Origin of the sequence: Butyrivibrio sp. TB (assembly GCF_900110805.1) — a bacterium.
GTDB classification, from domain to species: Bacteria; Bacillota; Clostridia; order Lachnospirales; family Lachnospiraceae; genus Butyrivibrio; species Butyrivibrio fibrisolvens_C.
Genome location: NZ_FOER01000001.1, coordinates 197144 through 209777, shown reverse-complemented (window position 1 = coordinate 209777; position 12634 = coordinate 197144). Strand labels below are relative to the sequence as shown.

Sequence of the window (12634 nt, the reverse complement as noted above, 5' to 3'; positions counted from 1 at the left end):
TGGTTTTAATCACTTATTCAAACATCTTTTTATTTTACTATAGATAACAATTCTGCGCATCTTGCAATCTGGCAAATCGTTATAACGCTTATTTGCAGACGCATATGCGCCATCTTCTGCACTTTGGGTTATTACAACTTATATTTTGTCTTCAGCGTCTTTATATTAAGAGTCTTTGTTTGTAGTATTTTTATCTGCAATGTCCTTATCTGCGGTATCCTTAACTACAATACCCTTAACTCCACTACTCTTATCTGAATCACCTACATTTATATTAATATTTACGATTTCTTCATTATCCTTTTTAATATCATCCTCGTTATCACCACTTCCCACTACGCCATTGTCCTCTTCTTTTATAAGAAATCCGTGGACTCTGGGATTGATCGTATAATGTATTGTCTTTCCTACAAGGAATGACGCACCAAACTCGTCAAGCTTGTTCATGATCATGCCTTGAATTCCCTTGCTGCTGGTGATCGTAGACAGAGCCCCTGACAAGAGGTTATTGCCGGGATATTCATTAAAATGGACATCGATTCCATCAGGTATATTGCTGCCTCTAAATCCTCTTGTGTCCTCCTGATCATACTTACTTCCAAGGTAAATGTTAATACGCCTTTCACTGGTCTCTTCTAAGAAAAAGATCCTTAGCATTATCGCCATTCTGTTGTATTCATCAGTCGAAAGCCTTGTCTTAACTACCGCATCATACACTTCACCGTGTATATTAAAAGAAACCTTGTTCTCATACATGTCAGCGCCGCATAAAAGTGTATAGATCTGATCACCTTCATAGATCTGAACGCCGAACCTCTTTCTGTCTACAGGTACAAATCCAATCTTTGTAATACCATCTGTAAAATTGTTGTGTGTTATCTGCATCATAAGTGGGAAGATACCTATTCCGCTATCGCCAAGATCATAATAACTTCCATAAAGGGTTCTGATTCTCATGATCTTGTCCTGTTGATTATCATAGGCATCGGACCTTCTGTTCCACCCACCTCGGAGTATGAGCTTACCCGGAACCTCTTTTTCCATAATGCGGTCTATAGTCTTATCAAGGAATCTGGTAGTCATGGGATCTTCTGATAAAGGCTCATCTGAAACCTCAATATCTCTCATCTTCTCATAGAGGATATCTGTCATAGCACCAGTCTGGAACACTTCGTTATTGCCTGCATTAACAGCAAGGACCATGTCGATATCCGGGAATATATAGACATTTTGTCCCAGCATTCCGTTGAAGATATACGAACCTTCCCTGCTGTTTAAAAGCCACAAGTGATAGCCATAGCCGGGTGCATCAGGGATGTCAGTTGTGGCATGCTTGGTAGTAGATGCCACAACCCAGCCTTCAGGAACCAGCTGTTTACCTTCCCACATGCCTTTTTGGAGGTAGAGCTGGCCTAATTTGCACATATCTTCTATTCGAAGGAATAGGCCCCAGCCGCCTTTGGTGATGCCTTTGGGACATGCTTCCCAGAATACTCGCTTAATGCCCATGGGATCAAAGATTCTTTCTTTGACAAAATCAAAAAGGCTCTGACCTGTTATGGCAGTAACTACCGCTGAGAGCATGTATGAGTTCATGGAATTGTAGCTAAACTCCTTGCCCGGAGCAAAAGATGTGCCAGAGTCCATAAATCCCTTGACCCAGTCATTACCTGAGATAGCGCCCGCTTCATTGAACTGAACGCCGCTGGTCATGGACAGTAGATGTTCTATAGTCACATCACGAAGACGCAGCATGGAATTAAGAGTTTTTTTGTCAGGAATAAGGTCTATAAGTTTATCTGTGATGTTTAACTTGCCTTCGCCTATGAGGATACCTATAGCCATGCCTGTTACAGACTTGGACAGGGAGTGGACGATATGCCAGTAATCAAGATCATATGGAGCAAATGCAGTCTCGCCTATAACCTTGCCATGTCGCATCACCATTATCTTGTGCATATTGGCCTTGGGGCATTCATGAAGTGCTTCAAAAAGGTCCTTGACCCACCTTGATGAAACGCCCTGAGACTCAGGTGTTGCTCTTTCAAGGAATGTCTCGCCTTCTTGAGGCTCTTTATAAAAAGCCGGTTTTTGCGGTTTATAATCAACTTTGCTGATCTCGCCTGTCTGATGACCGACAAGGCGCATAAGAAGTTCTCCAACATAAAGATCCGATGAAAGTGCCATGATGTGTACCTCCGCTTTAGTTGTTTCGATAACTTAAGGTAGAAGCTGTTTATATAATCCTCAGGCTACCTTGTCTCTCGTCGTAGGGGCTGCGCCCCTGGGCACTCCTCGTACGGATTACGCCTGAGGATTATATAAACAGCTTCTACCTGATTGTCGCTATAATATCTATAGTATAATGTCCAAAAGTTTCTCATTTCATGATAACACAATTTACAATTTTTATACGAACATGGCTTTGTATAAGTACTAAAACTTCCAACTTGGACGGGCCGGCATCCCCAAAGTCTTTGCAGGGGCAGGCAGTATATAAATCATTTCCACGCTTTTTAATTGTTTTATAGAATTCATGAGCGTGATAGCTGTGGTTTTTTATTCTGCCAGGGGTCCACCTGTCTGAGCGAAGCGAGTTTGGACCCCAGAATAAAAAGCTACAGATATCATGCCATGAATTCATAAAATGATTAACAGCGTGGAAATGATTTATATACTGCCTGCCCATACAAAGACTTTGGGGATGCCGGCCCGTCTAAGCGGGAAGTTCAGTTATATACTTTAGCAGAATGCTTTATCCTACATACACGATTCCTGAAAAGTATTCTGTTACTTCTTTATTGTTTATATAGCCAGGATACTCAAGTGATGAAAAATAGATTCTGTATATAGTACCGTCATCTGCTTCTACATCTATATAAGAGTTATCATCGCATCTTATAGGTACTACTACGGTACCTACAGGGATAGTGGTTTCTTTTCCTGTATCCTCGCCATTTTCAACTATATTGGCTGGAACTGCCATAGTAACTGTTATCTCATCTGATACAACATCATCTATCTCATATGCTTCATCATCCGTAACAGGCATTCCATCATCGCCTACATGACATATGGTCAGATAGGTGAAAGTTCCAAGTCCAACTCCGCATTGCGTAAGGAGAATTTTCTCAGGATTGTTCCAGATAGCGGAGCCTTCATAGTCGCCGTCTATATCAATCCATACTCCGTCACGATAAAAGCAGTCTACAGCCTTGACCTTACCACCTGTAATATCAAAGACTGCAAAAACTTCCAGATCGTTTACATCATCACACATTGCATAGATATACTCTCTGCCATCACCTGTATACACATGATATACTCCATGTTCCAGAATAGTTGGATCTACATCTACATCCAAAGTATCCCTACTATCGCCGTTTACCAGAGTAAGTGATGATGAATAGGTACCGCCTTCGTCTTCATATTCAAAATGCATCTCATCTGCACCCTTATAAGTAGCATCCTTATAGCTTGCAATATCATCCGGTTCCATATAACCTGTACCATCAACAAGCTTATAATCATCATTTATAAGGCTCTCATCATAAGAAAAGCACACATCAAAAGAGCCTTCAGCATAGCTGGCTATATCATATGCATTAAAGAATACATGAACACCATCATAGGCAAAATAAAAATTAAAGTCTGTTTCATAGTCTTCGCCTGTATAGTCATCCATCTTGTCAGGATCCGGGCTGAATTTGTAATGACTTAAATAATCATCCGGATTTACAAAAGTCGATTCTCTTTCTTCAAACTGCTGTTCAAGCCTTCCTTTAAGCTCTTTTTTGAACTCATCCTCTGATACTGTCAGCACATCAGAAAGTGCGATAGTCTCACCGGTTGCCACAATGAAGCTCACACCTACCATATAATGATAAGGGTGCGCACCGCCTGCATATGAATCATTTTCACTAACAATACTTAATATCCTGGAGTCAGATCTTGTTACTTTATCGCAGGCATCGTTATAATATGAAGGGAATTCATCCTCATTATAAGGTGATTCGCTATCTTTTATGCTTTCATAGTGCTCTGTAGCCTCGCTATACATGGATTCACTATCAGATGTGTATGTCTCAAGCCCCTCATCAGCCCTCTGCCTTAAGACTTCGTAAAGCTTTGGATACTCGTCTTTATAATCATCAATTATCATGACTGAGCTAAAGCTGGTTGTCAGAAGAAGTGTCTTATTGTCATCATCTGAGCGTCTTGTGTCATATCGGCCTATGACCTTATATATAGGAATATCAGCTATATCTGTGACTGGCACTTTGTTATCATCTGTATCACTATCTTCATCTGCCACAGTGCTGGCATCTGCAGAAGAATCTGAAGATGTACCCTTATCTTCTTTTGTGGCATCTATATTCTCATCAGCTGACAGGCTCTCTCCGGCATCTCCTATCATTTCTTCAGAATCACCTTCAAAAAAGTCTTTAGTCAAAGACATGTCTGGCATAGAGCAGCCTGCCAGAAGCGCCGCTGCAAAAACAGGTGCTACGATCTTTTTTATATGTTTATTAAGTCTTTTTCTCATCCTAAGTAGTCCCTCATAATAAAGTTCCGTTTTCATCTGCTATGCCAGCTCGCTCGTTTGTAATAAACGAATGAGATATTCTGGCATGATATGCTTTTGCATCATGATATTACCTTCAAAGAAAAAAGCAGCACTAAAAATGTACTGCTTTTTCTTTGTCTTTTTCTTTGTCTTTTACTTGGTCTTTTACTTTTTTCCTTATATCAGGTTCAAAGTGTAACCTTCTTGAATGCCTTCTTACCACGACGAACCATTACACCGTCTCCAGCAAAGAACTCTTTGTCATATGTAGTAGCAACGTCAGTTACCTTCTCATCTGCTACAGTTACGCCGCCCTGCTGAACATTACGTCTTGCTTCTGATCTTGTAGCGCAAAGACCTGCAGATACGAGTACCTGAAGGATATCAACCTTGCCATCTCTGAAATCTTCTTCCTTAAGAGCTACAGAAGGAACATTTGCAGAGTCACCGCCGCCTGCAAAGAGTGCTTTGGAAGCTTCCTGAGCCTTTTTAGCTTCTTCCTCGCCATGAACCATGTTTGTAAGCTCATATGCAAGGATCTCTTTGGCTTCATTGAGCTTAGCATCCTTCCATGTAGCCATCTCATCGATCTGCTCAAGAGGAAGGAATGTAAGCATTCTGATGCACTTGATAACATCAGCATCGCCAACATTTCTCCAGTACTGGTAGAAATCGTATGGTGATGTCTTCTTAGGATCAAGCCATACAGCGTTTCCTGCTGTCTTACCCATTTTCTTGCCCTGAGAGTCAGTAAGAAGTGTGATAGTCATAGCATGAGCATCCTTACCAAGCTTACGACGGATAAGCTCTGTACCACCAAGCATATTAGACCACTGATCGTCTCCACCAAACTCAAGGTTACAATCGTACTCCTGGAACATGTGATAGAAGTCGTAAGACTGCATGATCATGTAGTTGAATTCAAGGAATGACAGACCCTTCTCCATACGCTGCTTGTAGCACTCTGCTCTGAGCATGTTGTTAACTGAGAAGCATGCACCAACCTCACGAAGAAGATCTACGTAGTTGAGCTTTAAGAGCCAGTCAGCGTTGTTGACCATAAGTGCCTTGCCATCAGAGAAATCGATGAACTTCTCCATCTGCTTCTTGAAGCACTCTGCGTTGTGGTCGATGTCTTCTCTTGTAAGCATCTTACGCATATCTGTACGTCCTGATGGATCACCGATCATTGTTGTACCGCCGCCGATAAGCGCGATCGGCTTGTTACCTGCCATCTGAAGTCTCTTCATAAGTGTAAGTGCCATAAAGTGACCAGCTGTAAGTGAATCTGCTGTACAGTCAAAGCCAATGTAGAATGTAGCCTTACCACTGTTGATAAGCTCTCTTATCTTCTCTCCATCTGTTACCTGGGCAAGAAGGCCTCTTGCCTCGAGTTCTTCATAAACTCCCATTTCTCAACCTTTCTGCACATATTGTGCCATATCAATTTATTCGCGCTTTAGGGCTTATTATTAATATAAATGGCATAAAAAAAGCCCCTTGCGCTGTTATCAGCTACAAAGGACGGATATATTCTTCCGTGTTACCACCTTTATTCACATAAGACTCACGCCTTATGCCTCAGCAGGTACTCATCCTTACAGATGAAATCTCTACGGATTCATCTAAAAATGAAGACCCTTCCACTGTAACGGTTGGATTTCCGTCTTCCCCTACTTTCAATCAAAAAATGTTCACAAATCATCTGATTGTTTCCGGGAAGCTGCTCACGGAGGTATTCATCAAATGCCAGTTGCTGCGCCTCTCACCAAACGGCCACTCTCTGTAGCTTGTACATTCAACTACTTATTCCGATCAATGCATTTACTTTTACATATTTTAAGAAATAGATCAAATAAAGTCAAGTCCAAAAAGCTTCTCATGTCGTCACAATTTATCATAAAAATGTTTTTAGGTATTTCAACAATTCATTATAGGAAAAAACATATGATCATAACTGTAAAAAACAGTATTTTCTTCTTGTCAGACGATCATCATGACCAATGCGGCATTTTGGTTATGGTTATATAATTATCGGTATTTCGTGTACATATATTGTTCAAACAATCGCAAAAATTGCTTTATTTTAGGTTTACGTTATAAAGATAAAATTAATTCAAGGATGATTATTAAAAGTTACAAAAACAAGCAAAAAGCGTGTTACAGGTAACAAAAATTCCTTCGTAAAAAGGGGTAACTGACTATGAAGAATAACACGGGTAGAAGTATTGATTTATCTTTTTTGGTATTATCTTTTCTTTCCGCTACAGTAATAGCAATTATCATACACCTTACAAGGCAAAGTGGAGCTGATACGTTAAGCACACAAAAGCTGGTCGTATCTCTTTTTCCTGAGCTATTTCCAAAGCACTATCACAATGTCGTATGGCTGTCTCTTGGGCTTAACAGTGCAAGGAAAATGGCACACGTCTATGAGTTCGGTGCTCTTGGTCTTGTAATGACGCTTATGATCATTACCTCTCCTGTTGGTAAGAAACTCAGAAACAGCAACTCGTCTACCAAAATTATATTTTTATATTCTATTGGTATATGTGCATTTGCAAGTTTCTGCGATCAGGTTCATAAAACCTTCATAGTATTCCGTCACTTTGATGTGCATGATCTGGTGCTTGACGCTGTTGGTTATGTTACTGCCGCAACTCTTATCTGTACATTTTATTATATTAAAAAGCACCCGATAATCCATAAACCCAAATATAAGATTACGCCAGACCAGGCTTTATAAAATCGTTATTTAAAAAAGAAGTCATCCAAATGGATGGCTTCTTTTCGTTCGAGATTATTGTTAATTCCTTCGATTCAATTATTGAAGATCAGAAACTGTGGCATTGATCTCTTTTACTACTTTTTTTCTTTCATTATAGCACTAGCGCGTTCTATGTACTCTTTTGCCTTGTCACTTGAAAGATCATATCTCTTATTTAGCTTATTCTCGATAATTTCTACAGAGATGTTATCTTCCAGCTTATCTTCTATAAAAATGAGGATAGCCTGATCACGTTCTTCTTCGCGTCCTTGTTCATATGACGATTCTTTAACATGATTGATATGTGCTTCTTCGTTATATTCAGTAAACAGCATTTCCTTCGCCTCCATTCTATGAGCTTCCAGAATTTCCTTCATAATGCCTTCTTTGATGCAATCATCTATTGCCTTATCAATCGCATCTCCAAGTACCATACCATTTTGACAGTTACTTCTGATTCTTGATATCAATATAGCATAATCCCTAAGCTCAGTGCACTTCTCCATAAGTTCTGACAGTCTTCTCCCCATGCTCTTTCGCAAAAAGGAGTCAGGTCTTCTTCAAAAAGTCTGAACGTCTCAAATTTATCTGATTGCGTTTTCTTGTTTTTCCTGGTACATGAGAAGATCTTCCGTCATATCTTTAGCGGTCTTTAAGTCAAACCACCAGATTATGAGATTAACCAGTACAAATATTATTACTATACTTATTGCAACTCCCACTGCTGCCGCGATCAGCTCTGATGTAATCTCTCTTCCTCCAAACATAAACGCAAGCATAAGCACAATGATAAGAAGCATATTCATCACTTTGCGTATCAGCTCCTGCTTAACCGATAACTCTTTCTTATCTCTTATCACAATACTTGGAATCGTCCCAATAAGCCCATAGATAAGCGGATACATAAACGCTTCATACCCAAAGACTTGCTCCGGCTCAAGGAGTTTTCCCAATATAAGCATTGCTAAGTTAATTAAAGTCACCGTTATAAAAAAACTATTCAATATATCTCTTATTCGTTCCTTCATAAACAATCCTCGAATTAATTCCCTATACCTATAATATCTTTATGATTGCCATCCTCAGGAATCCGCAAGAACCTAAATTCATGTCATCCTCGGAGCCTTTCTTTAATCTCCGCCACATATTTTCTTGAAATGATAACGTTTTCATTATTCTTAAGCTGACATAAGAACCTGCCATTAAGTGCCGGTTTTATCGATGTTATTTTCATAAGATTCACAACAACCGACTTAGAGATCCTGGCAAAGCTTCTATCTGCAAGAAGCTCTTCGAATTCATACAAGCGCTTATGAGATTCATAACAGCTCTTAGACAGATAAATGAAAGTCTTGTCATCCACAGCTTCGATATAATAGATTTCAGAAAGCGGAATCTGATACTGTTTTTCCTGCTTTGTGGCTTCAATAGTGCCTTGATGGAGCTTAACAAAACGGATGATCTCTTCTACCCTGGAATCGCGCTTGTGGCATCCGATCTCGATATATTCAGTTTCCTGGCTCAGTATCTCTTTTACTTTAATCTCCACTACATTCAGTAACTCTCTTCAACAGAGAATTCTCCTTCGTTTTTTAGATAGCAGTCATAGAATCTTAAGATGATGCTGTTCATGGTATCAATACACTCTCCCGCATCCACACTTCCTGTACCAAGCATATCTGCAAGGAATGGAGATATAAGCGGAAGATCTGTAAAATTCATATGTCCTGCGTTCTTAAAGTACGTTTCATATCCGCAGGTCGCGTTTTGCAAAACAACATTATTGGCATATGCATACGAGTTCTTTACTGCCTCGATTTCGCTCTTATGATGCTCCTCATTATCTATTGCAAGAAGAGGTGTCCGATAAGGCTCATCATTTATCGTAACTACTCCGTTTTCTACGCCTGTTTCTTCGCCAAGCATCGTTCCGTCAATATCTATAACTGCAGATATATCATCTCTTCTTCCCACCGTAACAGCAGTTGCACCACCAAGTGAATGTCCCATCAGACCTATTTTATCAAAGCCAGTTGCTTCAATAACAGATTCGATGATGCCTTTATCCTTCTCATCATAAAACCATGCGTCTGACAAAGCTTCGCTATTTCCAGCTTCCTTAAGCTCATCTATTACAAAATTCATGTCAGCTATGCGAAGATCCATCCACTTAGATGTAATGTCATAGATCTCTGATTCCGGAACATCGCTACTGCCAATATTAAGAGCTGTATTAAAAAACTCCGAATCAACTGTAATTGTCTTACCTGAAGAATCTTTTGTGAAAAAAGAATGATACGGGTGGTCAAGACTTACTACAACATATCCGTGGCTTGCAAGCTCCATATAAGTAGAGCTGTTACTCTGATAATAACCAAAAGCGCCGTGGCTGAATATTACGAGAGGAAGGCTGTCTTCCTTAAAATCATCTATGTTCTTTGGAAAATAAAAATGAACCGGAACTTCACGATAAGAGCCATCGTTTTCAAAGGTCTCTACTCTGTTTTCATCAATAAGTATCGCCTGAGCCTCTGCAAATTCATACTCTCCTGTCGTCTCCCTACCGTTATAATCCCTTATAACAAATGCAGGCAGCATACTCATTGCAAAAATGATAATTCCACCTATACAAGATAATACTATTGTAACACGCTTTTTAGGCTTTTCGTTTTTACGACCCACTAAAAATGAAATTAGTGCAATTATAAGCCTTATGACCAGAAGACCTGCAAGTCCCTTGTACCTTATGGATAATCCCGTTCCAGGGAGGAGCAAAAGAAGCAAAAATGCCATTTCTGCAATACACAGCAGGAGCCTTCTGGAGATCCATTCTTTCTTTAAGGGTTTTCTTAAAAACTCTGATACTGTAAAGCCGATTTCGATAACAAGTATGATAAGTAATAAAATAGTTGCCATTGTTTTTTACCGCCTTTCTGTTTTATAAATCGACTATAAATCCGGCACAGCCTCTATTCAATGCGTGCACTGGTAAGATGCACAAATCGGCGGTGAAATGCATTTTGCAAAAAGAGCCATAAATAGACACTTTAAGATTTTAGTGCTATTTATGGCTCTTTTTTACATTACTGGAACTGTATCAGGATCAAATCATATCATCAAATTTATCCCTATCAGGAAAAATTTCATCTAAAAGTAATTTCCTATATTCTGGATCCTTCATTGCCCGACCATAATCATCCAAACGATTCAATTCTTCGAGTTTATTATATAAACTACTCATGATGTCTATTCCATCTTCAAAAGAAATCTTTTTCTCATTTTTAATATGCTTTTTCTCATCATATTCTGTAAACAGCATTTCTTTCGCCTCCTGCCTGTGGTTAGTAAGGACATCTCTCATGACACCTTCATTTATGCACTCATCGATAGCTACATCAATCGCATCATTCAATGACAGCCCCTTAGCTTGATTCCTGCGGATCTTGTCAATCAAAATTGCGTAGTCTCTAAGTTCTTTGCACTTATCCATCAGTTCTTTATTATGCTTGTAATTTATATTTAGTACTGTAGCTTCACATTCAAGCGCAGGTCTATATTTTCCTTCTCCTGAAAACGCTTCACTAAGCTTTAATATTTTCTTGTCAGGTTCATCCTTACAACCATTGTAAAATACTACAAATTGTGGTGTCGGAATCTTTACAAGTTTACTTCCGTAGAAATCAGCCTTATCAAATACTGTTTTCTGATATAGCTTAGCCAAATAGATGAGCCCTCTAAATGGGATATTGGGATTAACTGTACTTTGATGCTCATAAAGATTCATCGTCTCTGTAAAAAGAAAAGAGACATCATTCTTCATGGTCATATACAAAAAATCCTCAATTGTGTTAATCTCAATATCTTCGGGATTATCGTATTCAGTCCCATTTACGGCATTGTAAAGATTTAGCAGCGCCTCCTTCTTAGAAAACACTACCTTAAACAGTCTGTCCTTATGCTCCCTATTAGCTGGGAATTCTTCAACTTTTTCCATTTCTTACCTCCATTATATGTATTGGTTTTTAGGCTTGCAACACCAAATACACCAGAGGTGTCCTAGAATAAAAAGAATTATCAGAAATTATAGTAACAACGTAAATATCTGCAATGCTTCAAAATTCAAATAGGGGATAGTTGGCGAAAATGCCTTGATACCTCTATGTGTAAAAGAATGTTACCAATTTAGTCTATCATCATTGTTTTCTAATGTAAAGAATCCTTTATGAAAACTTGATTTTCTAGCAGTAGGAATACGCCTCATCGTACTGCCTGCATTTTATTTTCTTGGTTTTAGCAGTAAGAACAGGAATACTTTCTCATGCGTCCATATATAATCGTTTTTACGTGTACATATTTTATTTAAACAATTGCAAAAATTGCTTTATTTTCGGTTTACGTTAACAAGATGAAATTAATTCAAGGGTATAGTAAACAATCCAGATGTAATTTATCACCAAAACTGTTTACTACAAAATCTTCAAAAAGGGGTGACTGACTATGAAGAAAACAACGAGTAGAACTATTGATCTAATGTTCCTTTCATTAACATTTTCAACTGCTTTAGTACTTGCGCTTATCATACATCTCACAAGGCAAAGCGGTGCTGATACAATAAGCACTCAGAATCTTATAGTGTCTCTTTTTCCGGAGCTGTTCCCAAAGCATTATCACAATGCCATATGGCTTATGCTGGAACTTAACAGTGCAAGGAAGATGGCTCACATATATGAATTCGGCGCACTTGGCCTTTTCATGACTCTTATGATCATCACATCTCCTGTCGGCAAGAAATTGAGGAACAACACCTCTTCTACCAAAATTATATTTATGTATTCTGTTGGTATATGCTCCATGGCAAGCTTCTGCGATCAGATTCACAAGACTTTTATAGTATATCGCCACTTCGATGCCCAGGATCTTGTTCTGGATGCTATCGGATATATCACAGCATCTGCTTTTATATGCGCCTTTTATTACATTAAAAAGCACCCCATAATCTACAAACCAAAATATAAGATCGCACCTGATCAGATGCTTTAATAATCCCCAAAATATAAATAGTTCACACATCGCACTAGCCAAACATACGCCAGCGCGAAGTTTCAGTAAATATATATAGATAGAACCAAGAGCTTATAGGTTATCAATAATCTATAAGCTCTTTATTATCCTATTATATAAATTTAGCCGCTTGGACGGAGCAGTATCCGCAAAGGATTTGTGGGGGCATAAAACATACGAGCACGGAGATACTAAAACATTGCCACGCTTTTTAATTGTTTTATAAAATTCATGAGCGT

10 protein-coding genes and 1 other annotated feature are annotated in these 12634 nt (G+C 39.0%); of the genes, 2 read left to right on the top strand and 8 right to left on the bottom strand.

Annotated features, from left to right (window positions below):
• Positions 1-165: 165 nt before the first annotated feature.
• The 3 genes from BMX21_RS00935 to tyrS all read right to left on the bottom strand — a co-directional run bounded on the left by BMX21_RS00935 (position 166) and on the right by tyrS (position 5979).
• Positions 166-2187, bottom strand: a complete 2022-nt coding sequence (locus BMX21_RS00935; RefSeq protein ID WP_092040184.1) for a serine hydrolase domain-containing protein — start codon at positions 2185-2187, stop codon at positions 166-168.
• Between the two features lie 568 nt (positions 2188-2755).
• Positions 2756-4582, bottom strand: coding sequence for a DUF3298 and DUF4163 domain-containing protein (locus tag BMX21_RS00930; protein ID WP_092040180.1), 1827 nt, complete (start codon positions 4580-4582; stop codon positions 2756-2758).
• Between the two features lie 173 nt (positions 4583-4755).
• Positions 4756-5979 (bottom strand): tyrosine--tRNA ligase, encoded by a 1224-nt coding sequence (gene tyrS, locus BMX21_RS00925; protein ID WP_022756080.1) that lies wholly within the window; start codon positions 5977-5979, stop codon positions 4756-4758.
• Positions 5980-6084: 105 nt separating this feature from the next.
• Positions 6085-6395, bottom strand: a binding site (T-box leader).
• A gap of 375 nt (positions 6396-6770) precedes the next feature.
• On the opposite strand from tyrS, the gene BMX21_RS00915 reads away from it, so the two are divergent.
• Positions 6771-7313 carry a VanZ family protein gene (locus BMX21_RS00915; RefSeq protein WP_092040174.1) on the top strand — a complete coding sequence of 181 codons (543 nt, stop codon included), beginning with the start codon at positions 6771-6773 and terminating at the stop codon, positions 7311-7313.
• 116 nt (positions 7314-7429) lie between these two features.
• Here the strand turns inward: BMX21_RS00915 and BMX21_RS00910 are convergent, their stop codons facing one another.
• The 5 genes from BMX21_RS00910 to BMX21_RS00890 all read right to left on the bottom strand — a co-directional run bounded on the left by BMX21_RS00910 (position 7430) and on the right by BMX21_RS00890 (position 11328).
• A complete protein-coding gene (locus tag BMX21_RS00910) occupies positions 7430-7864 on the bottom strand; it encodes a hypothetical protein (RefSeq protein ID WP_092040171.1) in 435 nt (144 codons plus the stop codon).
• Between the two features lie 54 nt (positions 7865-7918).
• Positions 7919-8362, bottom strand: coding sequence for a DUF3021 family protein (locus BMX21_RS00905; RefSeq protein WP_092040167.1), 444 nt, complete (start codon positions 8360-8362; stop codon positions 7919-7921).
• A gap of 83 nt (positions 8363-8445) precedes the next feature.
• Complete coding sequence (locus BMX21_RS00900; protein ID WP_027218558.1) at positions 8446-8883, bottom strand: LytTR family DNA-binding domain-containing protein; 438 nt, start codon at positions 8881-8883, stop codon at positions 8446-8448.
• A gap of 5 nt (positions 8884-8888) precedes the next feature.
• Positions 8889-10250 carry an alpha/beta hydrolase family protein gene (locus BMX21_RS00895; RefSeq protein ID WP_092040163.1) on the bottom strand — a complete coding sequence of 454 codons (1362 nt, stop codon included), beginning with the start codon at positions 10248-10250 and terminating at the stop codon, positions 8889-8891.
• A 187-nt stretch (positions 10251-10437) separates the two neighbouring features.
• Positions 10438-11328 carry a hypothetical protein gene (locus tag BMX21_RS00890; protein ID WP_027207098.1) on the bottom strand — a complete coding sequence of 297 codons (891 nt, stop codon included), beginning with the start codon at positions 11326-11328 and terminating at the stop codon, positions 10438-10440.
• Between the two features lie 503 nt (positions 11329-11831).
• On the opposite strand from BMX21_RS00890, the gene BMX21_RS00885 reads away from it, so the two are divergent.
• Positions 11832-12374 (top strand): VanZ family protein, encoded by a 543-nt coding sequence (locus BMX21_RS00885; RefSeq protein WP_027207099.1) that lies wholly within the window; start codon positions 11832-11834, stop codon positions 12372-12374.
• The last annotated feature ends 260 nt before the right edge of the window (positions 12375-12634 follow it).